The organism is Burkholderia perseverans (assembly GCF_022870505.1).
GTDB lineage: Bacteria > Pseudomonadota > Gammaproteobacteria > Burkholderiales > Burkholderiaceae > Burkholderia > Burkholderia plantarii.
This window is the reverse complement of the sequence record NZ_CP045094.1, coordinates 2,549,203-2,574,195: the sequence shown is the minus strand read 5'-3', so window position 1 is coordinate 2,574,195 and position 24,993 is coordinate 2,549,203. Positions and strand designations below refer to the sequence as shown.

General features: G+C 67.3%; 23 protein-coding genes and 1 other RNA gene. 20 read left to right on the top strand and 4 right to left on the bottom strand.

From position 1 onward, the window contains the following. Nucleotides 1–90: 90 nt before the first annotated feature. On the bottom strand, nt 91–1,353 hold the full coding sequence (gene rho / locus BpN12_RS25940; RefSeq protein WP_006402347.1) for a transcription termination factor Rho: 1,263 nt from the start codon (nt 1,351–1,353) through the stop codon (nt 91–93). A gap of 202 nt (nt 1,354–1,555) precedes the next feature. Continuing rightward, on the bottom strand, nt 1,556–1,882 hold the full coding sequence (gene trxA, locus BpN12_RS25935; protein WP_042625197.1) for a thioredoxin TrxA: 327 nt from the start codon (nt 1,880–1,882) through the stop codon (nt 1,556–1,558). Nucleotides 1,883–2,278: 396 nt separating this feature from the next. On the opposite strand from trxA, the gene ffs reads away from it, so the two are divergent. The 10 genes from ffs to BpN12_RS25885 all read left to right on the top strand — a co-directional run bounded on the left by ffs (nt 2,279) and on the right by BpN12_RS25885 (nt 12,065). Then, an RNA gene (gene ffs / locus BpN12_RS25930) (signal recognition particle sRNA small type) lies at nt 2,279–2,377 on the top strand. 261 nt (nt 2,378–2,638) lie between these two features. Further along, nucleotides 2,639–5,221 carry a DNA polymerase III subunit gamma/tau gene (locus tag BpN12_RS25925; RefSeq protein ID WP_246795094.1) on the top strand — a complete coding sequence of 861 codons (2,583 nt, stop codon included), beginning with the start codon at nt 2,639–2,641 and terminating at the stop codon, nt 5,219–5,221. A gap of 86 nt (nt 5,222–5,307) precedes the next feature. Next, nucleotides 5,308–5,634 carry a YbaB/EbfC family nucleoid-associated protein gene (locus tag BpN12_RS25920; protein WP_013698260.1) on the top strand — a complete coding sequence of 109 codons (327 nt, stop codon included), beginning with the start codon at nt 5,308–5,310 and terminating at the stop codon, nt 5,632–5,634. Nucleotides 5,635–5,676: 42 nt separating this feature from the next. Continuing rightward, the gene (recR, locus tag BpN12_RS25915) at nt 5,677–6,273 is read left to right on the top strand and encodes a recombination mediator RecR (protein WP_246795093.1); all 597 of its coding nucleotides are present in this window, start codon (nt 5,677–5,679) and stop codon (nt 6,271–6,273) included. Between the two features lie 46 nt (nt 6,274–6,319). Beyond that, nucleotides 6,320–7,525 carry a CaiB/BaiF CoA transferase family protein gene (locus BpN12_RS25910; RefSeq protein ID WP_246795092.1) on the top strand — a complete coding sequence of 402 codons (1,206 nt, stop codon included), beginning with the start codon at nt 6,320–6,322 and terminating at the stop codon, nt 7,523–7,525. A 69-nt stretch (nt 7,526–7,594) separates the two neighbouring features. Next, nucleotides 7,595–8,356, top strand: a complete 762-nt coding sequence (gene surE, locus BpN12_RS25905; protein ID WP_246795091.1) for a 5'/3'-nucleotidase SurE — start codon at nt 7,595–7,597, stop codon at nt 8,354–8,356. Beyond that, nucleotides 8,353–9,231, top strand: coding sequence for a protein-L-isoaspartate(D-aspartate) O-methyltransferase (locus tag BpN12_RS25900; RefSeq protein WP_246795090.1), 879 nt, complete (start codon nt 8,353–8,355; stop codon nt 9,229–9,231). The genes surE and BpN12_RS25900 overlap by 4 nt, the downstream gene beginning before the upstream one ends. 11 nt (nt 9,232–9,242) lie before the next feature. Then, nucleotides 9,243–10,169 carry a peptidoglycan DD-metalloendopeptidase family protein gene (locus tag BpN12_RS25895; RefSeq protein ID WP_246795089.1) on the top strand — a complete coding sequence of 309 codons (927 nt, stop codon included), beginning with the start codon at nt 9,243–9,245 and terminating at the stop codon, nt 10,167–10,169. A gap of 11 nt (nt 10,170–10,180) precedes the next feature. Next, nucleotides 10,181–11,275, top strand: coding sequence for an RNA polymerase sigma factor RpoS (gene rpoS / locus BpN12_RS25890; protein WP_246795088.1), 1,095 nt, complete (start codon nt 10,181–10,183; stop codon nt 11,273–11,275). A 7-nt stretch (nt 11,276–11,282) separates the two neighbouring features. After that, the gene (locus BpN12_RS25885; RefSeq protein ID WP_246795087.1) at nt 11,283–12,065 is read left to right on the top strand and encodes a 3'-5' exonuclease; all 783 of its coding nucleotides are present in this window, start codon (nt 11,283–11,285) and stop codon (nt 12,063–12,065) included. Between the two features lie 89 nt (nt 12,066–12,154). On the opposite strand, the gene BpN12_RS25880 is transcribed toward BpN12_RS25885, so the two are convergent. Beyond that, a complete protein-coding gene (locus BpN12_RS25880) occupies nt 12,155–13,012 on the bottom strand; it encodes an endonuclease/exonuclease/phosphatase family protein (RefSeq protein ID WP_246795086.1) in 858 nt (285 codons plus the stop codon). Nucleotides 13,013–13,084: 72 nt separating this feature from the next. Here BpN12_RS25880 and rlmD point away from each other — a divergent pair, with 72 nt between their 5' ends. Next, nucleotides 13,085–14,479 carry a 23S rRNA (uracil(1939)-C(5))-methyltransferase RlmD gene (gene rlmD, locus BpN12_RS25875; protein ID WP_246795085.1) on the top strand — a complete coding sequence of 465 codons (1,395 nt, stop codon included), beginning with the start codon at nt 13,085–13,087 and terminating at the stop codon, nt 14,477–14,479. A gap of 113 nt (nt 14,480–14,592) precedes the next feature. Here the strand turns inward: rlmD and BpN12_RS25870 are convergent, their stop codons facing one another. Further along, nucleotides 14,593–15,288 (bottom strand): Bax inhibitor-1/YccA family protein, encoded by a 696-nt coding sequence (locus BpN12_RS25870; protein ID WP_042625186.1) that lies wholly within the window; start codon nt 15,286–15,288, stop codon nt 14,593–14,595. Nucleotides 15,289–15,570: 282 nt separating this feature from the next. Here BpN12_RS25870 and ndk point away from each other — a divergent pair, with 282 nt between their 5' ends. From ndk to hfq, 9 genes are all read left to right on the top strand, one after another. Further along, entirely contained in the window at nt 15,571–15,996 is a 426-nt protein-coding gene (gene ndk, locus BpN12_RS25865; RefSeq protein WP_042625185.1) for a nucleoside-diphosphate kinase, read from the top strand. A 40-nt stretch (nt 15,997–16,036) separates the two neighbouring features. Then, on the top strand, nt 16,037–17,173 hold the full coding sequence (rlmN, locus tag BpN12_RS25860) for a dual-specificity RNA methyltransferase RlmN (protein WP_246795084.1): 1,137 nt from the start codon (nt 16,037–16,039) through the stop codon (nt 17,171–17,173). Nucleotides 17,174–17,317: 144 nt separating this feature from the next. Beyond that, nucleotides 17,318–18,367, top strand: a complete 1,050-nt coding sequence (locus BpN12_RS25855; protein WP_246795083.1) for a helix-turn-helix domain-containing protein — start codon at nt 17,318–17,320, stop codon at nt 18,365–18,367. Nucleotides 18,368–18,455: 88 nt separating this feature from the next. Continuing rightward, nucleotides 18,456–19,760: a flavodoxin-dependent (E)-4-hydroxy-3-methylbut-2-enyl-diphosphate synthase gene (ispG, locus tag BpN12_RS25850; protein ID WP_198251957.1), complete on the top strand. Its 1,305-nt coding sequence runs from the start codon at nt 18,456–18,458 to the stop codon at nt 19,758–19,760. Between the two features lie 15 nt (nt 19,761–19,775). Then, nucleotides 19,776–21,116, top strand: a complete 1,341-nt coding sequence (hisS, locus tag BpN12_RS25845) for a histidine--tRNA ligase (protein ID WP_246795082.1) — start codon at nt 19,776–19,778, stop codon at nt 21,114–21,116. A 52-nt stretch (nt 21,117–21,168) separates the two neighbouring features. Further along, a complete protein-coding gene (locus BpN12_RS25840; protein WP_198251959.1) occupies nt 21,169–21,798 on the top strand; it encodes a tetratricopeptide repeat protein in 630 nt (209 codons plus the stop codon). A gap of 44 nt (nt 21,799–21,842) precedes the next feature. After that, entirely contained in the window at nt 21,843–22,988 is a 1,146-nt protein-coding gene (gene bamB / locus BpN12_RS25835; RefSeq protein ID WP_246795081.1) for an outer membrane protein assembly factor BamB, read from the top strand. 267 nt (nt 22,989–23,255) lie between these two features. Beyond that, the gene (der, locus tag BpN12_RS25830; protein ID WP_042625179.1) at nt 23,256–24,602 is read left to right on the top strand and encodes a ribosome biogenesis GTPase Der; all 1,347 of its coding nucleotides are present in this window, start codon (nt 23,256–23,258) and stop codon (nt 24,600–24,602) included. 120 nt (nt 24,603–24,722) lie between these two features. Next, entirely contained in the window at nt 24,723–24,965 is a 243-nt protein-coding gene (gene hfq, locus BpN12_RS25825) for an RNA chaperone Hfq (RefSeq protein ID WP_246795080.1), read from the top strand. The last annotated feature ends 28 nt before the right edge of the window (nt 24,966–24,993 follow it).

The following is a 24,993-nucleotide window of genomic DNA, read 5'->3' as shown; positions in this document are numbered from 1 at the left end:
TACAGGTTGGGGCGCGAAAAAGCCGCCTCGCGGGCGGCTTCTCGTGGCTTGCTCCGGCTTCGTGCCGGTTCGGCCCGGCGCGGTGCGGGTTCAGCCGCCGCGGCGCATCAGGTCGAAGAACTCGGAGTTGCTCTTGGTCTGACGAATCTTGTCGAGCAGGAATTCCATTGCCTCGACTTCGTCCATGTCGTGGATGAACTTGCGCAGCACCCAGATCTTCTGAAGGATGTCGGGCTTGATCAGCATTTCCTCGCGGCGCGTGCCCGACTTGTTCAGGTTGATCGACGGGTAGACGCGCTTTTCCGCGAGACGGCGCTCGAGGTGGACTTCCATGTTGCCGGTGCCCTTGAACTCTTCGTAGATCACGTCGTCCATGCGGCTGCCGGTTTCGATCAGCGCGGTACCGATGATGGTCAGCGAGCCGCCTTCCTCGATGTTGCGCGCCGCGCCGAAGAAGCGCTTCGGGCGCTGCAGCGCGTTGGCGTCGACACCGCCCGTGAGCACCTTGCCCGAGGCCGGGATCACGGTGTTGTAGGCGCGCGCGAGACGCGTGATCGAGTCGAGCAGGATCACCACGTCGTGCTTCATTTCCACCAGGCGCTTGGCCTTCTCGATCACCATTTCGGCGACCTGCACGTGGCGCGTGGCCGGTTCGTCGAAGGTCGAGGCGATCACTTCGCCCGCCACCGAACGCTGCATTTCCGTCACCTCTTCCGGGCGCTCGTCGATCAGCAGCACGAACAGGATCACGTCCGGGTGGTTCTGCTTGATGGCGTGCGCGATGTGCTGGAGCATCACGGTCTTGCCCGACTTCGGCGAGGCGACCAGCAGGCCGCGCTGGCCCTTGCCGATCGGCGCGATCATGTCGATGATGCGGCCCGTCACGTTCTCTTCGCCACGCATCTCGCGTTCGAGCGAGAGCGGCTTGTTCGGGTGCAGCGGCGTGAGGTTCTCGAACATGATCTTGTGTTTCGAGGCCTCGGGCGGCTGCCCGTTGACTTTGTCGACCTTGACCAGTGCGAAGTAGCGCTCGCCGTCCTTCGGCGTGCGGACTTCACCTTCGATCGTGTCGCCGGTATGCAGGTTGAAGCGGCGGATCTGCGACGGGCTGATATAGATGTCGTCCGTGCTCGCGAGGTACGACATTTCGGGCGAGCGCAGGAAACCGAAGCCGTCCGGCAGGACTTCGAGCGTGCCGTCGCCGAAGATCGTCTCTCCCGTCTTGGCGCGCTTTTTTAGAATGGCGAACATCAGCTCCTGCTTGCGCAGGCGGTTCGCGTTTTCGATCTCCAGGCCGTTGGCCATTTCGATCAATTCGGACACGTGCAGAGACTTGAGCTCGGATAAATGCATACGGAGAACCCGCCAGGGAGGAGAGATGCTACGAAAGAAATAGGGAGGAGGGCGAGCGGAAACGCTCTGAGACTTTTGCGTCGGATGGCGACGTCGATTTAAATTCTAGCACACGCCGATTCGGCCTTGCTTTGCCGTACCTCGGCTGCGCAACGCGCCTGTTGCCAGCCGGCAACAGGCGCGCTGTGAGGAAAATCCGTTTTTACAGGTGGCTGTCGAGGAACGCGGTCAATTGCGATTTGGACAGGGCGCCGACCTTTTGAGCGGCGAGTACGCCGTTCTTGAACAGAATCAGCGTCGGGATGCCGCGCACACCATATCGTGCCGGCGTCGCCGTATTTTCGTCGACGTTGATCTTGGCGATCTGCAGCTTGTCGCCGTATTCCTTCGAGATTTCGTCGAGGATCGGGGCGATCATCTTGCAGGGGCCGCACCATTCCGCCCAGAAATCGAGCAGGACGGGCTTGTCGGATCGGACGACGTCCTGTTCGAACGACGTGTCGCTGATGTGTTTGATCTGTTCGCTCATTTGGTCAATACCTCATTCGTTTCGGGGACTGCCTGCGGGTGCCGGTCAGGTGCGCCGGCCTCCGGTTCAGGCAGGTCCGCCCCGCAGGGAACGGCGGCCATGAAGCGCTGAAAACCGTGGCTCGCGGGTCACTCGGGCGTCATATTAGCCTAAATCGCTATCTGCCGTCGGCGGCGATAGTATCCGCTTCGCGAGTAGGGGTTCGGACCGCTACGGGCGACGGCAGGAACGTGGGGACGGCACTCGCGAATGCAAGGCCGGGCGGCCCGGCGGCCTGCATGTTTGAGGCTTCGCTCGGGTTGGCCGTTTCCGACTGGTTTCCCGGCGCGCGTCGGCCGCGACCGTCGTGCGATAAATCGGTCGCGTTCGCGACGAAGCGATGTTAGAATTCGCCGTGACGGGCCTCCTCGCATGGTGGGCCGGTGAACCTGGTCAGGTCGGGAACGAAGCAGCCACAGCCGTTTTCCGCCAGTGCCGAGGGTCAGGCTCGTCACCTTCCCCCTTTTCTTATGATTCGATCGTTCGGCCAGTTTCATTGGCGCGTTCGGGTCGCGCTGTGTCCCGCGTCGTCGTCCGTTGGGCTGGGTATCATCCGCCCGACTGCTCTGCCGATTTATCCAGCCGTCTCATGCTCCGTTCGATGCCCGTGTTCCGCTGCCTGCGTCGCGCCGCTCGTCGCGTCCGTACGGTGCCCGGCCGGCTTGCGCCGCGCGTCAGGCTGTCGGCGGCGACCGGTGTTGCTGATACAATTTCCCGATGACCTATCAAGTTCTCGCACGCAAGTGGCGTCCGAAGGATTTCGCTTCGCTCGTCGGCCAGGAGCACGTTGTCAGGGCGCTCACGCACGCGCTCGACGGCGGGCGTTTGCATCACGCCTATCTGTTTACGGGCACGCGCGGCGTCGGCAAGACCACGTTGTCCCGGATCTTCGCCAAGGCGCTCAATTGCGAGACCGGCGTTACCTCGCAGCCGTGCGGCGTGTGCCGCGCCTGCCGTGAGATCGACGAGGGCCGTTTCGTCGACTATGTCGAGATGGACGCGGCGAGCAATCGCGGCGTCGACGAAATGGCCGCGCTGCTCGAGCGCGCCGTCTACGCGCCCGTCGATGCGCGCTTCAAGGTCTACATGATCGACGAAGTCCACATGCTGACGAACCACGCGTTCAACGCGATGTTGAAGACGCTGGAAGAGCCGCCGCCGCACGTCAAGTTCATTCTCGCCACCACCGATCCGCAAAAGATTCCCGTCACCGTCCTGTCGCGCTGCCTGCAGTTCAACCTGAAGCAGATGCCGGCCGGCCATATCGTGATGCATCTCGAGCGCATCCTCGGCGAGGAACAGGTCGCGTTCGAACCGCAGGCGCTGCGGCTGCTCGCGCGCGCCGCGCAGGGCAGCATGCGCGACGCGCTGTCGCTGACCGACCAGGCGATCGCCTATTCGGCCAACGAGGTGACCGAGGCGGCCGTGTCGGGCATGCTCGGCGCGCTCGACCAGACCTACATGGTCCGGCTGCTCGACGCGATCGCGTCGTCCGACGGCCCCGAGATCCTCGCGATCGCCGACGAGATGGCCTTGCGCAGCCTGTCGTTCTCGACCGCGCTGCAGGACCTGGCCGGCCTGCTGCACCGCATCGCCTGGGCGCAGTTCGCGCCGGCCTCGGTGCTCGACGAGTGGCCGGAGGCGGCCGACCTGCGCCGCTTCGCCGAGGCGCTGAGCCCGGAGCAGGTGCAGCTCTATTACCAGATCGCGACGGTCGGCCGGGGCGAACTCGGTCTCGCGCCCGACGAATACGCCGGCTTCACGATGACGCTGCTGCGGATGCTTGCGTTTGCGCCGGCGGCGGGCGGTGGCGCGCCGGTGCCGGGCGCGTCGCCCGCCGTGGCCTCGAGTGGCCGTCGTGCCGCCGCGCCGGTGGAAGCGGCGGGCGCCGCCACGCGCGCGAGCGGTGCGGTTGCTCGTGCGATGCCGGCGGCTGCCGCGCCTTCGAAGCCGGCGCCTGCTCCGGCGGTGCAGGCTGTGGTTGAGCCGGCGCCCGAGCCCGCTGCCGCGCAGCCGGCGGCGGAGCCGGTCGCGTCTCATGATGTCGTTGCATCGAACGTGTCGGCCGAAGCGCCGGCGCAGGTCGATGAAGCGAAGCCTGCCGAGTCGGTAGAGGCGCCCGTTGAGGTCGCCGCTGAACAACCGTCGAGCGAATCGGCACCGATCGTGGCGGACGAGCCTGTCGAGTCGCCGAGTGGATCACCCGACGTCGCGCCGGCAGCCGAGCCGACGCCGGTCGTCGAACCGGTGGTCGAGCCCGAGCCGGCGTCGCTCGCCGAAACGCCGCGCGCCATCGAAGCGGCCGACACGATGCTCGCCGACGAGGCAGCGCGGTCTCCGGCGATGGAATTGCCCGAAGCGGCACCGACGCCGCCCGAGCCGGCACCGGTCGTCGCGGCGCCGCGCCTGGAACCGGTCGAGCCCGCCGCGGCGCAGCCGGCTTTGGCCGAACCCGTTGCAGAACCTACCGAGCGCCCCGCCCCGGTACGCGGCGGGGGCGCCGCCGCCGCGCTCGACGTATTGCGCAACGCCGGCATGCGAGTCTCGTCCGATCGCGGCCGCGCCGCGCCGTCCGCGAAGCCGGCACCGGCGGCCAAGGCCGCCGCGCCGCGCGTGAACGTGCCGACGCCGCGCCCGCGCGCGGCGCAGTCGTCCCGTCCCGCCGCCGCGTCCGATCCGTCGGCGCCGCCGCCGTGGGACGACATGCCGCCCGACGATTACCTGCCGATCTCGGCCGACGACAACTACGGGCCGCCGCCCGACGACGGCTACGTTCCCGTCTTCGACAGCGGTCCCGACGACGTGCGCGTCGCGCCGCAGCCGGCGCCCGCGCCGGTCGATACGCGCCCGCTGCCGCCCGCCATCGCGCTCGACGCGATCGGCTACGCCGGCGAGTGGCCGCAACTGGCCGCGAGCCTGCCGCTCAAGGGCGTCGCGTACCAGCTCGCGTTCAACAGCGAACTGACCTCCGCCGAGGGCGGCGTGCTGAAGCTGGCCGTGCCGGTGCCGCAGTACGCGGACGCGGCCCAGGTCGTCAAGCTGAAGGCGGCGCTTGCCGAGGCGCTCGGCAAGCCGGTCGAGGTGACCGTCGAAGTCGGTCCCGCGCGCCGCACGGCGGCCGCGCTCGACGCGGTCGAGCGCGCGAAGCGCCAGCGCGAGGCCGAGCAGGAGATCGGCGCCGATCCGTTCGTCCAGCAACTGATTCGCGATTTCGGCGCGCGCATCGTCGAGGGCTCGGTGCGGCCCATCGCCAGCGACGCCGCAGCGGCCGGGCAGGGCGGCGCGCCGACGCTGCATTGAGCGCGCGCCGCGCGCATCCCATTCCCTAATTCCGGAACCGGCGCTAAGATCGCGCCGGTCTCACACGAACACCAAGGAGCACGTCCATGATGAAAGGCCAACTCGCCGGGCTGATGAAGCAGGCTCAGCAGATGCAGGAAAACATGAAGAAGATGCAGGAGCAGCTCGCCCTCATCGAAGTCGAAGGCCAGTCGGGCGCCGGGCTCGTGAAGGTCACGATGACCTGCAAGAACGAGGTGCGGCGCGTGGCGATCGACCCGAGCCTGCTCGCGGACGACAAGGACATGCTCGAGGACCTGGTCGCGGCGGCGTTCAACGACGCGGTGCGCAAGGCGGAAGCCACCTCGCAGGAAAAGATGAGCGGCATGACCTCCGGGCTGCCGCTGCCCCCTGGCTTCAAGCTGCCGTTCTGACGCGGCACCGAAGCTGATCCACGACTCGCACGCCGGTTCCGCATGAAGCAGCCGTCCGCCCTGTCCGCCCTCGTCGAAGCGCTGCGCGTGCTGCCCGGCGTCGGCCCGAAATCCGCGCAGCGGATGGCGTACCACCTGATGCAGCACGATCGGGAGGGCGCCGAGCGGCTCGGGCAGTCGCTGCTGTTCGCCACCGAGCATCTGCAGCACTGCGAGAAGTGCAACACCTTCACCGAGGCGCAGATCTGCGAGGTCTGCAGCGACGCCGAGCGCGATCCGAGCCTGCTCTGCGTGGTCGAGACGCCGGCCGACCAGATCATGCTCGAACAGACGCTGACCTACCGCGGCCTCTATTTCGTGCTGATGGGGCGGCTCAGCCCGCTCGACGGCATCGGTCCGAAGGAAATCCATTTCGACCGGCTCGTGCGGCGCGCCTCGGACGGCATCGTGAAGGAGGTCGTGCTCGCGACCAACTTCACGAACGAGGGCGAGGCGACCGCCCATTACCTCGGCCAGACCCTGAAGGCGCGCGGCCTGTCGGTCACGCGGCTCGCGCGCGGCGTGCCGGTGGGCGGCGAACTCGAATACGTCGACGCGGGCACCATCGCGCGCGCGATGCTCGACCGCCGCACCATGTGATCGCAACGCGGCCGCGTTCGCGAGCCGCTCCGGAGATACCCAGCAGATGAGCGCAAAACCGGGCCCGCTCGCGGGCGTCAAGGTGCTCGAATTCGGCACGCTGATCGCGGGGCCGTTCGCGGCGCGCCTGTTCGCCGAGTTCGGCGCCGAAGTGATCAAGATCGAGGACCCGAACGGCGGCGATCCGCTGCGCAAGTGGCGCAAGCTCTATCCGGAGGCGGGCGGCACTTCGCTCTGGTGGTCGGTACAGGCGCGCAACAAGAAGTCGGTCACGCTGAACCTGAAGACCGGCGAGGGCCGGCGCATCGCGCAGCAGCTCGCCGCCGGGGCCGACATCGTGATCGAGAATTTCCGGCCCGGCCTGCTCGAGAAGCTCGGCCTCGGCTACGACGTGCTATCGGCCGGCAATCCCGGTCTCATAATGGTGCGGCTGTCCGGCTACGGCCAGAGCGGCCCGTACCGCGACCGGCCCGGCTTCGGTGCGATCGCCGAGTCGATGGGCGGGCTGCGCCACATCACCGGCTATCCGGAACTGCCGCCGCCGCGCATCGGCATCTCGATCGGCGATTCGATCGCGGCGCTGCACGGCGTGATCGGCGCGATGATGGCGCTGCACCATCGCAACATGAACGGCGGCAAGGGGCAGGTGGTCGACGTCGCGCTCTACGAGGCCGTGTTCAACATGATGGAGAGCGTGGTGCCCGAGTACGGCGTGTACGGCATGGTGCGCGAGCGCACCGGCGCGTCGCTGCCCGGCATCGTGCCGTCGAACACCTACGCCTGCGTGGACGGCAGCATCGTGATCGGCGGCAACAGCGATCCGATCTTCAAGCGCCTGATGCAGGCGATCGAGCGGCCGGACCTGGCCGACGATCCCGCGCTCGCCCACAACGACGGCCGCGTGCCGCGCACCGCCGAGATCGACGCGGCGATCGCCGCCTGGCTCGCGCCGCGTACCATCGAGGCCGCGCTCGCGGTGCTGAACGCGGCCGACGTGCCGGCCGGACGCATCTACAGCGTGGCCGACATGTTCACCGATCCGCAGTTCGTGGCGCGCCAGATGATCGGGCGGTTCCGGCTGCCCGACGGGCAGGAGATCGCGCTGCCCGCGGTCACGCCGAAACTGTCGGACACGCCGGGCGATACGCGCTGGCTCGGCCCCGAACTCGGCGAGCATACCGACCAGGTGCTGGGTGCGCTCGGCTACGACGCGCAGGCGATCACGGCGCTGCGCGACAGGCGCGTGATCTGAGCCCCGGCGGCGGCGCCGAAGGCGCCCGGACTGTCGTTCGCGCCATCTTTCCTCGGTTACAATCGCCGGATGCGAATCCTACTCAGCAACGACGACGGTTATCTGGCGCCCGGCCTCGCCGCGCTCTACGAAGCGCTGCGGCCGTTTGCCGACGTGACCGTGATGGCGCCCGAGCAGAACTGCAGCGGGGCATCGAATTCCCTGACGCTCTCGCGGCCGCTGTCGCTGCACCGCTCGGCGGCGAGCGGCTTCCACTACGTGAACGGCACGCCGACCGATTCGGTCCACCTCGCGCTGACGGGCATGCTCGACGAGCGGCCCGACCTCGTCGTGTCGGGAATCAACAACGGCCAGAACATGGGCGACGACACGCTCTATTCCGGCACCGTCGCCGCCGCCACCGAAGGCATCATGTTCGGCATCCCGGCGATCGCGTTTTCGCTCGTCGACAAGGACTGGGTCGAACTCGAATCGGCCGCGCGCGTGGCCGCCGACATCGTCCGGCATTGCCTCGCGCAGCCGATGCCGGGCCAGCCGTTCCTGAACGTCAACATCCCGAACCTGCCCTACGCTTCGCTCAAGGGCTGGCAGGTCACGCGGCTCGGCAAGCGCCACCCGTCGCAACCGGTGATCCGCCAGACCAATCCGCGCGGCGAGCCGATCTACTGGATCGGCGCGTCGGGCGCCGCGCTCGACGCGAGCGACGGCACCGATTTCCATGCCACGGCGAACGGCTACGTGTCGATCACGCCGCTGCAGCTCGATCTCACCGATACGCAGAAACTGGCGGTAACGCGCGACTGGGCGCGTGCGCGGAGCGACGCTTCATGAGCGGCGAGCGCGCCAAGCGGTTCCCGCTTGCGCTCGAGGACCTGAAGCGCGCGCCGCGCAAGACCGCCGCCCGCGCCACCGAGCGCCATCCGGCTTCGCCCGCGCGGCCGACGCTCGGCGCCTCGGTCGCGGGCTCGCCGGCGCGGCCGGCGGGGTTCGCCCGCGCGGCCGCGCACGGCCCGGCCGGTGCCGCGAATCCCGCGGGCAAACCCGCACTGGCCGGCGCGCTCGCGCTGACGTCGGAACGGGTTCGCGAGCGCATGGTCGAACGCCTGCGTGCGAACGGTGTGACCGATACGCGCGTGCTCGGCGCGATGGCGGCCGTGCCGCGCCACCTGTTCGTCGATCCCGGGCTCGCCGCCCAGGCCTACGAGGACGCGGCGCTGCCGATCGGCCATCAGCAGACCATTTCGAAGCCGTCGGTGGTGGCGCGCATGATCGAACTCGCGCTGGCGGGCCGCTCGCCCGAGCGCGTGCTCGAGATCGGCACCGGCTGCGGCTATCAGGCGGCCGTGCTGAGCCATGTCGCGCGCGACGTCTATTCGATCGAGCGCGTCAAGCCATTGTTCGAGCGTGCGAAACGCAACCTCCGGCCGTTGCGCGTTCCGAACATCCGGCTGCATTACGGCGACGGCCGCCTCGGCCTGCCGTCGGCCGCGCCGTTCGATGCGATCGTGATCGCCGCGGCGGGGCTCGACGTGCCGCAGGCGCTCGTCGAGCAACTGGCCGTGGGTGGCCGCCTGATCGCGCCGGTCGGCGCGCAGAGCGGCGACTCGCAGGTGCTGACGCTCGTCGAGCGGGTCGGGCCGACGCAATGGCGGGAGTCCCGGCTTGATCGCGTTTTCTTTGTCCCTTTAAAATCCGGAGTGATTTGACACAGATGATTATGTTGCGCGCGATGCAAAACAATCGATCGACTATTCCGCTGACGTCCGGCCAGCGAATCGGCCAGCGCGCGATTTGTGCAGCCGCACTCCTGCTCGTCGCCGCCTGCGCGTCGCGACTCGACCAGGCGCCCGTCGTGGACCGCTCCGGCACGCTCGGCACCACCGCGTCGGGGCCCGCCGCGCCGGTGGCGCCGCCGGTACCGCTCGGCCCGCCGCCGCCCGGCTACTACCGCGTGAAACCGGGCGACACGCTGTATCGCATCGCCCTGGAGAACGGCCAGAACTACCGCGACATCGCCGCGTGGAACAATCTCGCGAACCCGAACCAGATCGAGGTCGATCAGCTGCTGCGCGTGGCGCCGCCGAACGGCGCGGTCGCCGCGGTGCCGCCGGGCGCCGTGCCGCCGTCGGGCAGCGCGGCCGTGCCGCCGCTGTCGAGCGGCCCCGCGATGCCGCCGATCTACGGCGCCAATGGCGCCAGCACCGGTGCGGCCACGGCGCCGCCCGCCGCGGTTCCGGCGCCGGGACCGGCCGCGGGCGACAACGCCGCCGGCCCGAGCAGCGTGACGTTCGCATGGCCGGTGCGCGGCCCGATCCTCAATTCGTTCGACGATTCGAAGAACAAGGGGCTCAATATCGGCGGAGCCGCCGGCACGCCCGTGAAGGCCGCCGCCGATGGTCGCGTGGTCTACGCCGGCAACGGTCTGCGCGGTTACGGCAACCTCATTATCGTCAAGCATGACGCAACCTATCTCACGGCGTATGCACACAACCGCGCTTTGATGGTAAAAGAGGGAGATTCCGTCACGAAAGGCCAGAAGATCGCCGAGATGGGCAATAGCGATTCCGACCGCGTGATGTTGCATTTCGAGGTCCGCCGGCAGGGTAAACCTGTCGATCCGCTGAAGTATCTGCCGCCTCAATAGACGAGACGACCATGCCGAAATCGAAGCGCCACGAGCCGCAAGCCGAGTCTGAGAAGATCAGTCGTGCCACGCAAGCATCGATGGGGCGCACTGGCGCTTCGAAGGACGACGATGACGATACCGCCGGGAACGAGCGCGAGTACGAAGCGCGCGAATCCGAGGCGGAGGAGTCCGATGGCGAGCGGGAAGGGCGCGGCGGCGGCGAGAGCGCGCCCGAGCCCGACGATTTCCGCGCGATGATGCAGGCGGAGCTGACCGCCGACACGATCCAGCACTACCTGAACCGCATCAGCGTCAAGCCGCTCCTGACCGTCGAGGAGGAGCAGCGTTATTCGCGGCTCGCGAAGGCGGGCGAGTTCGAGGCGCGGCAGGTGATGATCGAGCGCAATCTGCGGCTCGTGGTCAGTATCGCGAAGGGTTACCTGAACCGCGGCGTGCCGCTGCTCGACCTGATCGAGGAAGGCAACCTCGGCCTGATGCATGCGATCGAGAAGTTCGATCCCACGCGCGGCTTCCGTTTTTCGACTTACGCGACCTGGTGGATCCGCCAGAGCATCGAGCGCGCGATCATGAACCAGGCGCGCACCGTGCGGCTGCCGGTCCACGTGATCCGCGAACTGAACCAGGTGCTGCGCGCCAAGCGCCATCTGGAGAAGAACTCGATGTCGACGGGCGAGGCGGCCGAGCGCCGCGAAGCCGGCATCGACGACATCGCCTATCTCACCGGCAAGACGGCCGAGGAGGTCACCGACATCCTCGCGCTGAACGAGCACACGGCCTCGCTCGACGCGCCGCTCGACCTCGATCCGGCGAGCAGCCTGCTCGACCTGCTGCCCGACGACCAGAGCCAGTCGCCCGACGCCGAGGTTCAGCACCGCGAGCTCGAGACGCTGACGCGCGCCTGGCTGTCGCGTCTGTCCGACAAGCACCGCCACGTGATCGAGCGGCGCTTCGGGCTCAACAACATCGAACCCGCGACGCTCGAGGAACTGGCCGACGAGATGGGCCTGACCCGCGAGCGCGTCCGGCAGATCCAGCAGGAAGCGCTGGTCCGCCTGAAGCGGTTCTTCGCCTCCAATGGCGTTCGCAAGGACGCCGTTCTGTAACCGATTGATGACTCCGATTCTGGTATTTGACATCGAGACGATTCCCGATGTCGACGGCATTCGCCGTCTCGAAGATCTGCCGTCCGACCTGTCGGACGCGGAAGTGGCCGAACATGCGTTCGAAGCGCGTCGCGAGAAGACCGGCGGCGATTTCCTGCCGCACCATCTGCAGCGCGTGGCCGCGATATCCTGCGTGTTCCGCGACAAGAGCGGGTTCCGTGTGCGCTCGCTCGGCACCGCGCAGGACGGCGAGGCCGCGCTGATCCAGTCGTTCTACCGCACCATCGAGAAATACACGCCGCAGCTCGTGTCGTGGAACGGTGGTGGCTTCGACCTGCCGGTGCTCCACTATCGCGCGCTGGTGCATGGCATCGCGGCGCCGCGCTACTGGGACATGGGCGAGGACGACCGCGAGTTCAAGTGGAACAACTACCTGTCGCGCTATCACAGCCGGCATACCGACCTGATGGACCTGCTCGCGCTGTACCAGCCGCGCGCGAGCGCGCCGCTCGACGCGCTGGCCAAGCTGTGCGGCTTCCCGGGCAAGCTCGGGATGGACGGCGGTCAGGTCTGGGAGGCCTATCGCGACGGCCAGATCGACGACATCCGCCATTACTGCGAGACCGACGTCGTCAACACCTACCTGCTGTACTGCCGCTTCCAGATGATGCGCGGCGGGCTCACGCCGCCCGAGTACGCGGACGAGATACGGCTCGTGAAGGAAGCGCTCGCTGCCGAGCCGGCGCCGCACTGGGCCGAGTACCTGGCGGCGTTTCCGAAGCAGGCATGAAGCGCGTGTAGCCGGGCCGCCTGGCTCGCGCATTTGCTCACGCTTCGGCCACGTTTCGACCACGTTTCGACCGCGCCGGGGCGGCCTGGTCAGTCGCGCAGTTCGAGCAGGATCGGCTGGTGGTCGGAGGCGCGCGTCGCGCCGTCGATCTCGCAGCGCACGATCCGCTCGGCGAGCGAGTCGGTCACGAACACGAAATCACAGGTCATCGCGCCGTCCGTCCATTGCACCGTGTCGTAGACGCCCGCCGTGGGCGGCGGCGTCGTGCCCGGATGCGCATGCGTCCAGGCGTCGACGAAGGCCGGTGTGCCGTCGATCGGGGCCGTGATCCGGCGATAGGCGTCGTCGCGATACGCGCTGTTGAAGTCGCCGCAGACGATCGCGTCGAGCGCGCGCGCCGACCCCGCGAACGGCCCGTCCGGCGTTTCCGCCGGCGCCGGGCGGCGCGCGTGGCCAGCCGCCTCGCGATGCTGCTCGCGCAGCGCATCGACCTGCGCGAGGCGCTGCGCGGCCGAGTAGAACTCCAGATGCGTCGTGACGATCCGCAGCGGCCCGCCCGCGCCGGACAGGTTGACCTCGAGCGCGATGCGCGGCATCGACGGCGTGCCGGCTTCGGCCGGCCACGGCAGCGTATGCCGCAGCACGCGCCCGACCGGCAGCCGCGTCGCGATCGCGTTGCCGAACTGGCGTCGCGCGGTGCCGCCGGCGGCGGGCGGCAGGTCCGCCGCGATCGCCTCGATCACCGTGTAGTCCGGCAGCAGCGCGGCCAGTTCGGCGAACTGGTCCGGCCCGGGGCCGCCGGGCAGCGCTTCGAAGCCGCGCGTGAGTTCCTGCACGCAGAACACGTCGAAATCGGCGAGGGCGCGCGCCTCGGCGACCGTGCGCGACAGGTCGACCCGACCGTTCGCGTCCCGACCCCATTGAATGTTCCAGTCGATCAAGCGCATATCAATCTCCGATGACGAACGTCCATTCGTCTACAATCTCGCCTTCCCCCAAACGATCGTCAGGAAAAGCTGGTGTCCGAAGCCGTCCCCACTCCCGCGCGTAAATCCCGCAACGCGCCCGTCGCGCACGTCAGTGCGCCCATCGAGATCGAATCGCTCGACATGGATGCACGCGGCGTCGGCCGCCTCGTGAACGAGGACGGCGAGTCCGGCAAGGTGATCTTCGTCGAGGGCGCGCTGCCTGGCGAACGCGTCACCTATTCGAGCTATCGCCGCAAGCCCAGCTACGAGCAGGCCACCGTGGTCGACATCCTGCGCCCGAGCGTGATGCGCGCGCGGCCGAAGTGCGAATTCTTCGGCACCTGCGGCGGCTGCTCGATGCAGCATCTCGACGTGCGCGCCCAGGTGGCGATCAAGCAGCGCGTGCTCGAGGACAATCTATGGCATTTGTCGAAGCTGCGCGCGGAAACGATGTTCTCGCCGATCCACGGCCCGGCCTGGGGCTACCGCTACCGCGCGCGGCTGACCGTGCGCAACGTCGCGAAGAAGGGCGGCGTGCTGGTGGGGTTCCACGAGAAGAAGAGCAGCTACGTGGCCGACATGACGAGCTGCGAGGTGCTGCCGCCGCACGTTTCAGCCATGCTCGTGCCGCTGCGCGGGCTCGTCGAGGGGCTGTCGATCCGGGATCGGATGCCGCAGATCGAGCTGGCGGTCGGTTCGAGCGTGACGGCGCTCGTGCTGCGCGTGCTCGAACCGATCAACGCCGATGACGAAGCGCTGCTGCGCGCGTTCGCCGACACGCACCAGGTGCAGTTCTGGCTGCAGCCGAAGGGGCCGGACACGGTCTTCCCGTTCTATCCGCTCGATCAGTCGCTCGACTACACGCTGCCGGAATTCAATATCCGCATGCCGTTCAAGCCGACCGACTTCACCCAGGTCAATCACCAGATCAACCGCGTGCTGGTGGGCCGCGCGCTGCGCCTGCTCGCGCCGCAGCGCGGCGACCGCGTGCTCGACCTGTTCTGCGGGATCGGCAACTTCACGCTGCCGCTCGCGCGGCTGTCGCGCGAAGTGGTCGGTATCGAGGGCAGCGAGGCGCTGACCACGCGGGCGCTCGAGAACGCGAAGGAAAACGGCGTCGACGCGCACACCTCGTTCGCCTGCCGCAACCTGTTCGAGGTCACGGCCGACGACCTGCGCACGCTCGGCGCATTCGACAAGTTCCTCGTCGATCCGCCGCGCGAAGGCGCGCTCGCGGTGTCGAAGGCGCTCGCGGAGATCGCGCAGAGCGGCGACGGCCCGCTGCCGAAGCGGATCGTCTACGTTTCGTGCAATCCGGCCACGCTCGCGCGCGACGCCGGCCTGCTGGTCCATGAGGCCGGCTACCGGCTGCGCGGCGCGGGCGTGGTGAACATGTTCCCGAATACGTCGCACGTCGAATCGATTGCAGTGTTCGAGCGCGATTGAGCGGCCGGACCGCGACGCGCCGGTGCATCGACCGCGCATAAAAAAACCGGCCCGATGATCGGGCCGGTTTTTCGTGGCGAGTCCGGACGATGCCGCTGTCCGGACCGTCGCGTTCAGTTGCGGTTGCCGCCGAAGATGCCGAGCAGCGCGAGCAGGTTCGTGAACACGTTGTACAGATCGAGATAGATCGCGAGCGTGGCGGTGATGTAGTTCGTCTCGCCGCCGTTCACGACGCGCTGCACGTCGAACAGCATGTAGGCCGAGAAGATCACGATGGCGAGCACCGACACCGTCAGCATCAGCGCCGGCAGGTGCAGGAACATGTTCGCGACCATCGCCAGCAGCAGCACGATCACGCCGACGAACAGCCATTTGCCGAGGCCCGAGAAATCGCGCTTGCTGACCGTGGCGATGGTGGCCATTGCCGCGAAGATCACGCCGGTGCCGCCGAACGCGAGCATGATCAGCGACGGGCCGTTCGAGAAGCCGAGGATGAAGCTCAGCAGCCGCGACAGCATCAGGCCCATGAAGAACGTGAAGCCCAGTAGCACGAACACGCCGGCGCTGCTGTTCTTGGTGCGCTCGATCGCGAACATGAAGCCGAACGCGATCGCGAAGAACGCGAGCAGGCTCATCATCGGGCTCGTCGCCGCGAACAGCGAGAAACCGGTCGCGACCCCGACCCACGCACCGAGCACGGTCGGGATCATCGAGAGCGCGAGCAGCCAGTAGGTGTTCCGCAGCACGCGGTTGCGGGTTTCGGCCGTCAGCGTGCCGCCGCGGCCGAAGTTGTACGGATAGTCGTTCATGGTTTCTCCTGACATGGAACGTAACAGCGATCGGAAACCGGACGCATCGCGATGCGCTGCAGCAATCCGGACGCCGCACTGCATCAGATCGGTTTGCCGCCCCAAGGTTTCAAGAGGGGCCGACAATCGATCGACGGGCCGATGCAGGCACGACGCGCAATCGTCAGCATACCCGGTTTCCACCTTTCTGAGATGTAAGGGTTCAATCGCAATGATACACGGGAACGTGCTACAATAGCGGATTCATTTGAAAACGTAACTTCTTAATTTCTTGGAGTTTTTATGGCAATCGAGCGCACCCTGTCGATCATCAAGCCGGATGCAGTGGCAAAGAACGTGATCGGTCAGATCTACAGCCGTTTCGAAGGCGCTGGCCTGAAGGTCGTCGCGGCTCGTATGGCGCACCTGTCGCGCGGTGAAGCGGAGCAGTTCTACGCGGTTCACGCAGCGCGTCCGTTCTTCAAGGATCTGGTCGACTTCATGATCTCGGGCCCGGTGATGATCCAGGTTCTGGAAGGCGAGAACGCGATCCTGAAGAACCGCGACCTGATGGGCGCGACGGATCCGAAGAAGGCGGAAGCCGGCACGATTCGCGCCGACTTCGCCGACAGCATCGATGCCAACGCGGTTCACGGTTCGGACGCGCCGGAAACGGCAGCCGTCGAAATCGGTTTCTTCTTCGCAGGCCTGAACGTCTACTCGCGCTAAGCGGGTAGCGGGTCCGGCGCATGCGGCAAGGCAGGGCACCATGACGAGCGACACCACCGTCAATCTCCTCGACTTCGACGCCGAAGGCCTCGTCGCGTATTGCGGCAGCCTCGGCGAGAAGCCGTTTCGCGCCAAGCAGCTGCAGCGCTGGATCCATCAATACAATGCCGCCGATTTCGACGGCATGACCGATCTCGCCAAGTCGTTGCGGGAAAAGTTGAAGGGGCGTGCCGTGATCGGCATGCCCGAGATCGCGAGCGACCATGTCTCGTCGGACGGCACGCGCAAGTGGCTGATCGACGTCGGCAACGGCAACGCGGTCGAGACCGTCTTCATTCCGGAAGAGACGCGCGGCACGCTGTGCGTGTCGTCGCAGGCCGGATGCGCGGTCAACTGTCGATTCTGTTCGACCGGCAAGCAGGGTTTCTCGCGCAATCTGTCCACGGCTGAAATCATCGGACAGTTGCGGATGGCCGAATTCGCGTTGCGCGAATCGCTCGGGCGCGCGCCCGGGCCGAACGGCAAGGCCGAGCGCGTCGTCACGAACGTCGTGATGATGGGCATGGGCGAGCCGCTCCTCAATTACAACGCGGTGGTGCCGGCCATGCGGCTGATGCTCGACGACAACGCCTACGGGCTGTCGCGGCGCCGCGTGACGCTGTCGACCTCCGGCGTCGTGCCGATGATGGACCGCCTCGGCGCGGAACTGCCGGTTGCGCTGGCGGTGTCGCTGCACGCACCGAACGATGCGCTGCGCGACATGCTCGTGCCGCTCAACAAGAAGTACCCGCTGCGGGAGCTGATGGCCGCGTGCCAGCGCTATCTGACCGTCGCGCCGCGGGATTTCATTACATTCGAATACTGCATGCTCGACGGCGTCAACGACACCGACGCGCATGCGCGCGAACTGCTCGCGGTGACGCGCGACGTGCCGTGCAAGTTCAATTTGATTCCGTTCAATCCGTTCCCGGAGTCGGGACTGCTGCGCTCGAAGAACGAGCGCATCAAGCAGTTCTCGCAGATCCTGATCGAGGCCGGTGTCGTGACGACCGTGCGCAAGACGCGCGGCGACGACATCGATGCGGCCTGCGGTCAGCTCGCGGGCGCCGTGAAGGACCGCACGCGCCTCCAGCAGCGGACGGGAAGCGGGAAAATCATCGAAGTCCGGGCCGTCTGACGGGGAGGTCCGGGCTTGTGGCGGGTAGACGCGACAAGCGATCCGGGGCGGGTCGGGCCGCCCCTGTTTAACGGTTGCGCTGCGGCGCCGGGCCCTGTTCCGGCGCCGTTGCACAAGTGAAGAAGAATCGACGCGAGGATTAGGATGAGCGAGCCGCAACCGCCAAGAGGCGTAGAGACGAATGCCGAGCAAAAGCCGGCATCGGCGGGGTTGGAGTCGTTGGTGGCCGTGGGCGCGCGCCTCGCGCAGCTTCGGGAAGCGAAGGGTTGGTCGGTGGCCGACGTGTCGGCGCGCCTGAAGGTGGCGGCGCCGAAACTGCGCGCGCTGGAAGCCGGCGACATCAGCCAGATGCCGGGCTCGACGTTCGCGGTCGGCGTGGTGCGCAGCTACGCGAAGATGCTCGGCGTCGATCCGGAGCCGTTCGCGCAGGCGCTGCGGCGCGAGAAGGGCGTCCCCGAGGTCGATCTGTCGATGCCGGCCTCGTCCGGCACCGACCTGCCGCGCGGCCGCGTGTCGATCCCGCTCGGCGCGCCGACGCACCGCCGCTCGTGGCTGTGGGGCGTGCTGGCCGTGGTGGTGGCGGTGATCGCGGCCGCCATGTGGCATTCCGGCGGCGATTCGGCGAACTGGCTCGCGAAATTCAAGTCGAACGCCGGCATGGCGGGATCGGCTTCGCAGCCGGCCTCGAGCGCTGATTCGGCCGCCGCTTCCGATGGCGCGGCGATCGCGGTCGGCGGGTCGACCGTGACGGGCGACGTCGCCTCCGATGCGGCCACGAGTGCGGCGAGCGAGGCCGGTGCGTCGCCGGCGGCAACCACGGCGCCGGCTCAGCCGGCCCAGCCGGCATCGGTTGCCCCGGCGGCAACGGTACCGGTAGCGCCGGCGAGCGTCGTCGCGCCGGCCACGGCCTCGTCGGCCGACGGCGCGAGTGTGGTCGCGGCCGCCGGCCAGTCGGTGCTCGGCATCACGGTCAAGTCGGACTGCTGGGTCAGCGTCCGCGACAAGAGCGGCAAGGAACTCGTGTCGGCGCTCGTGAAGGCGGGCGAGACGCGCCAGATCGCGGGCGAGACGCCGTTGCGCGTGACGATCGGCAATCGGGCCGGGCTCGATTCGGTCACGTTCGACGGAAAAACCGTGGATCCGGCAAAATATTCGGCAGGTCGGGGTAACGTCGCGCGCTTCGCGCTGCCCTGACGGCAAGCGCCGTGGCTGACCGGGCACGGCGCTTTTTCAATTCGTGTGCCGCCCGCGGGCGGCGCTTCCGGCGCAAATGGATCCAACGATGCAATCCGAAGCTCAATCCCCACGCAGCAGTCAGATTTGTTCAACCGAACCGGTGTTCGGCGGCTCCCTGCCGCGCCGCCGTTCGCACGCGGTGGATGTCCGGTGGGGCGGGAACCTGGTGACGATCGGCGGCGACGCGCCCGTGCGCGTGCAGTCGATGACGAATACTGACACCGCCGATGCGATCGGCACCGCGATCCAGATCAAGGATCTGGCGAACGCGGGCTCCGAATTGGTGCGTATTACGGTTAATACTCCGGAGGCAGCCGCAGCGGTTCCCGCGATCCGCGAGCAGCTCGACCGGATGGGTGTCGCGGTGCCGCTCGTCGGCGATTTCCATTACAACGGCCATCTGCTGCTGCGCGATTACCCCGGTTGCGCGGAATCGTTGTCGAAGTACCGGATCAATCCGGGCAACGTCGGCCAGGGCGCGAAGCGCGACACGCAGTTCGCGCAGATGATCGAACTGGCCGCGAAGTACGACAAGCCGGTGCGGATCGGCGTGAACTGGGGCAGTCTCGACCAGGATCTGCTCGCGCGCATGATGGACGAGAACGCCGCGCGCAGTACGCCGTGGGAAGCGCAGAGCGTGATGTACGAGGCGCTGATCCAGTCGGCAATCGGCTCGGCCGAGCGTGCGGTGGACGTCGGCCTCGGGCGCGACCGCATCATCCTGTCGTGCAAGGTCAGCGGCGTGCAGGACCTGATCGCCGTCTACCGCGAGCTCGCACGCCGTTGCGGGTTCGCGCTGCACCTCGGCCTGACCGAGGCGGGCATGGGCTCGAAGGGCATCGTCGCCTCGACGGCGGCGCTCGGCGTGCTGCTGCAGGAAGGCATCGGCGACACGATCCGCATCTCGCTGACGCCGGAGCCGGGCGCGCCGCGCACCGGCGAGGTCGTGGTCGGCCAGGAAATCCTGCAGACGATGGGCCTGCGCTCGTTCGCGCCGATGGTGATCGCCTGCCCGGGCTGCGGGCGGACGACGAGCACGCTGTTCCAGGAGCTCGCGATGCAGATCCAGACCTATCTGCGCGAGCAGATGCCGCAATGGCGCAAGACTTACCCCGGCGTCGAGAAGATGAACGTCGCCGTGATGGGCTGCATCGTCAACGGCCCGGGCGAGTCGAAGCACGCGAACATCGGCATCAGCCTGCCGGGCTCGGGTGAAAACCCGGCCGCGCCGGTCTTCATCGACGGCGAGAAGGTCAGGACGCTGCGCGGCGAACGCATCGCCGAGGAATTCCAGCAGATCGTGAGCGACTACGTCGCCCGTAACTACGGCCAGGCAACGGCCGAGCAATAAATCAACCGAAATCCGATGACCGAAACCAAGCGAAAGCTCGAAAAGCTGACAGGCGTGAAGGGCATGAACGACATCCTCCCGCAGGATGCCGCACTGTGGGAATTCTTCGAGGCGACCGCCAAGTCGCTGCTGCGCGCCTACGGTTACCAGAACATCCGCACGCCGATCGTCGAGCATACGCAGCTGTTTACGCGCGGCATCGGTGAAGTGACCGACATCGTCGAGAAGGAGATGTACAGCTTCACCGACTCGCTGAACGGCGAGAACCTGACGATGCGCCCGGAGAACACCGCGGCCGTGGTGCGGGCGTCGATCGAGCACAACCTGCTGTACGACGGCCCGAAGCGGCTGTGGTACATCGGCCCGATGTTCCGTCACGAGCGTCCGCAGCGCGGCCGCTATCGCCAGTTCCACCAGGTCGGCGTCGAGGCGCTCGGTTTCGCCGGTCCCGACACGGACGCGGAAATCATCATGATGTGCCAGCGGCTGTGGGACGACCTCGGCCTGACCGGCATCAAGCTCGAGATCAACTCGCTCGGCCTCGCCGAGGAGCGCGCCGCGCACCGCGTCGAGCTGATCAAGTACCTCGAGCAGTTCGCCGACCAGCTCGACGAGGACGCGAAGCGCCGCCTGTATACGAACCCGCTGCGCGTGCTTGACACCAAGAACCCGGCGCTGCAGGAGATCGCCCAGAACGCGCCGAAGCTGATCGACTTCCTCGGCGAGACGTCGCGCGCGCACTTCGAGGGCCTGCAGCGCCTGCTGAAGGCCAACAACGTGCCGTTCACGATCAATCCGCGGCTCGTGCGCGGCCTCGATTACTACAACCTGACCGTGTTCGAATGGGTGACCGACAAGCTCGGCGCGCAGGGCACCGTGGCGGCCGGCGGCCGCTACGATCCGCTGATCGAGCAGCTCGGCGGCAAGCCGACGGCGGCCTGCGGCTGGGCGATGGGCATCGAGCGGATTCTCGAACTGCTGAAGGAAGAGCAGCTCGTGCCGGAGCAGGATGGCGTCGACGTCTACATCGTCCACCAGGGCGACGCGGCGCGCGAGCAGGCGTTCATCATCGGCGAACGTCTGCGCGACACCGGTCTCGACGTGATCTTCCACTGCAGCGCGAACGGCGCGACCGCCAGCTTCAAGTCGCAGATGAAGCGCGCGGACGCGAGCGGCGCCGCTTACGCCGTGATCCTCGGCGAGGACGAAGTGGCGAACGGCACGGTCGGCGTGAAGGCGCTGCGCGGTGCGGGTGCCGACGGCGAAAAGAGCGAGCAGCAGACCGTAACGGTCGAGAACTTGACCGAATTTCTAATCAATGCGATGGTTGCATCCGCCGAAGACGGCGACGACTGATTGCGGCGCCCGGCGCTCGACAACAAGCTGGACAGTAAGGAATCGCTAGCCGATGAGCTACCACGACGAACAAGAATCGATTGAAAGCGTAAAAGCATGGTGGGCCCGCTGGGGTGACCTGACGACCTGGATCCTGACCGCCGTGCTCGTCGTGGCAGCCGCCTGGAACGGCTGGAACTACTGGCAGCGCCATCAGGCGGCCCAGGCCTCGGGCCTGTACGAGGCCGTGCAGCAGGCCGTCAGCTCCGGCGACAAGGCGAAGATCGCCCGCGCCGCGTCGGACATGGAGGACAAGTACGGCCGCACCGCGTATGCGCAGATGACCGCGCTCGCGGCCGCGAAGGGGCTGTACATGGCCGGCGACACGGCCGGCGCGAAGGCGCAGCTGCAGTGGACGATCGACCACGCGCAGGACGACGCCTACAAGCAGATCGCGAAGCTGCGCCTGGCCTCGCTGCTGCTCGACGAGAAAGCCTACGACGCGGGCCTGGCGCTGCTGAACGGCACGCCGGACGACGGCTTCAAGGGCCTCGTCGCCGATCGCCGCGGCGACCTGCTCGCCGCGCAGGGCAAGCGCGGCGACGCGCGCACCGCCTACCAGCTCGCGCTCGATTCGCTGCCGAAGCAAGACGCGTCCGCGCGCCAGCTCGTGCAGTTCAAGCTCGACGCGCTCGGCAGCTGAGCCGCCACGCTTCCGTTCCCCAACCTTATTAGCTTCGCTCACCGATGAATTTGCTGAAACGTAACGCTGCTCCGATTGCCTGCGCGGTTGCCGTCCTCGCGCTGACGGCGTGCTCGTCCACCAAGGACGCGCGCCGCGTGCCGACGCCGCTCACCGAAATCAAGCCAGTGCTGAATGTGCAGCAGATGTGGAAGACGAGCGTCGGCAAGGGCGGTCGCTACTCGTTCTCGCCAGTCGCGGTCGGCGACGCGGTGTTCGTCGCCGCGGCGAACGGCTCGGTCGAGAAGATCGACGCGAAGACGGGCCAGACGATCTGGCATACGAAGCTGCATTCGGACCTGTCGGCCGGCGTCGGCAGCGACGGCAACCTGACCGCGGTCGGCGCGCTCAAGGGCGGCGTGTTCGTGCTCGGCGCCGACGGCAAGCAGCTCTGGAAGACCACGGTGCAGGGCGAGGTCTTCTCGCCGCCGCTGGTCGGCAACGGTCTCGTGATCGTGCGCACGATCGACGGCCAGGTGATCGCGTTCGCCGCGCAGACGGGCGAGCAGAAGTGGGTCTATCGCAGCCGCGCGGTGCCGCTGAACCTGCGCGTGTCGGCCGGCATGACGTTCGCCGGCGACGCTGCGGTGCTGGCCGGTTTCCCGGGCGGTGGCCTGGTCGCGATCAATCTTCAGACGGGTGAGCCGTACTGGCAGACGCCGGTGTCCTATCCGAAGGGCGTGACCGAAGTCGAGCGGATCAACGACGTGAGCGGGCCGCCGACGCTGGTCGGCGCGGAAACCTGCGCGGTCACGTTCCAGGGCCAGATCGGCTGCTTCGACGCGAACTCGGGCCGTCCGGTCTGGGAGAAGGCATTCTCGAGCCGCAGCGGCGTGGCGCAGGACGACACCGTGGTGGCGGGCGGCGACGACTGGTCGGTGGTCACGGCCTACGACGTCGCGAACGGCAACCAGCTCTGGCGCAACGACAAGCTGAAGAGCCGCGACGTCGGCGTGCCCTATCTGCTCGGCCACGCGGTCGTGATGGGCGACTACAAGGGTTTCGTCCACTTCCTGTCGCGCGATGACGGCTCGTTCGTCGCGCGCATGAAGACGGACGGCAGCGCGATCACGGCCGCGCCGGTGCTGGCCGGCGACACGCTCGTCGTGCAGACGCACGACGGCGAAGTGTACGGCTTCCGCCCGCGCTGACCGATCGGCAGGAATGGCGCGGCCCGGCACCGGTGGTGCGGGCCGCGCGTGTTTTTTTATGCGGCGCTTGCCGCCGGCGCCCCCGAGCGGGCGGGTCCGGCGCGCTGCCTTAGCGGAATGCCGCATTCACGAGGCGCGCGATGCGTGCGCCAGGCGCCCGTCGCGGCGCGGAATTCGTGCTAATTTTCATTCAACGCAGCCGCCCGTCGCAGCGAGATTTCGCGCGGCAGGCCTCCCGCTCCTGCGTAATACCGTAGACGACATCAGATGAAACCGGTCATTGCCCTCGTCGGGCGCCCCAATGTGGGGAAATCCACGCTGTTCAACCGGCTTACGCGCTCGCGCGACGCGCTGGTCGCGGACCTGCCGGGCTTGACCCGCGATCGCCACTATGGCGAGGGGCGCACCGGCGCGCGTCCGTACCTTGTCGTCGACACGGGCGGCTTCGAGCCGGTCGCGAAGGACGGCATCCTGCACGAGATGGCGCGCCAGACGCGCCAGGCCGTGGAAGAGGCCGACGTCGTGGTGTTCATCGTCGACGGCCGCAACGGCCTCGCGCCGCAGGACAAGTCGATCGCCGACTATCTGCGCAAGACCGGCCGGCCGATCTTCCTCGTCGTCAACAAGGCCGAGGGGATGAAGTACACGGCGGTCGCATCCGACTTCTACGAACTCGGCCTCGGCGATCCGCGCGCGATCTCGGCCGCGCACGGCGACGGCGTGACCGACATGATCAACGAGGCGCTCGAAGTCGCCTACGCGGGCCAGCCGGAGGAGACCGAGGACGCGGCGCAGTCGCGCGGCGTGAAGATCGCGATCGTCGGGCGTCCGAACGTCGGCAAGTCGACGCTCGTCAATACGCTGATCGGCGAGGACCGCGTGATCGCGTTCGACATGCCGGGCACCACGCGCGATTCGATCTACGTCGATTTCGAGCGCAACGGCAAGCCCTACACGTTGATCGACACGGCTGGCCTGCGCCGGCGCGGCAAGGTGTTCGAGGCGATCGAGAAATTCTCGGTGGTGAAGACGCTGCAGTCGATCTCGGACGCGAACGTGGTGATCCTGCTGCTCGACGCGCAGCAGGACATCTCCGACCAGGACGCGCACATCGCCGGCTTCGTGGTGGAGCAGGGCCGCGCGCTGGTGGTGGGCGTAAACAAGTGGGACGGGCTCGACTCGCACGCGCGCGAGCGCACCAAGGCCGACCTGACGCGCAAGCTCAAATTCCTCGAGTTCGCCAAGTTCCACTTCATCTCGGCCGCCGAGAAGACCGGTATCGGCCCGCTGCTGCGCTCGGTCGACGACGCCTACGCGGCCGCGATGAAGAAGCTGCCGACGCCGAAGCTCACGCGCGCGCTGATCGAGGCCGTCGAATTCCAGCAGCCGCGCCGCCGCGGCCCGGTGCGTCCGAAGCTGCGCTACGCGCACCAGGGCGGCCAGAATCCGCCGATTATCGTGATTCACGGCAATGCGCTCGACGCCGTGACGGAAACCTATAAACGCTACCTCGAGAACCGCTTCCGGGAAACTTTCGCGTTGACCGGCACTCCATTGCGAATAGAGTTCCGGTCCACGACGAATCCTTATACGGACAAGGGTCGCGGGGAATAAGCCGAACGGCCGGTCCCCGAAGCGGGGTGGCAAAATCGGCTATAGTGTAGCGATTGACGGCGGATCTCTTTTTCTTCGCCGACAATCTAGTTCAACCTGCAAAAAAAGATGGAGTACGCCATGAGCAACAAAGGGCAATTGTTACAAGACCCGTTTTTGAACGCACTGCGTAAGGAGCATGTGCCGGTGTCGATCTACCTCGTCAACGGCATCAAGCTGCAAGGGAACATCGAATCGTTCGACCAGTACGTCGTGTTGCTCCGTAACACGGTTACCCAGATGGTCTACAAGCACGCCATCTCGACGGTCGTGCCGGCCCGCCCGGTGAATTTCCACCCGGATGCGGAAGGCGCGTCCGCCTAACCCGATTGCCGCGGCTGGCGTCCGTCGC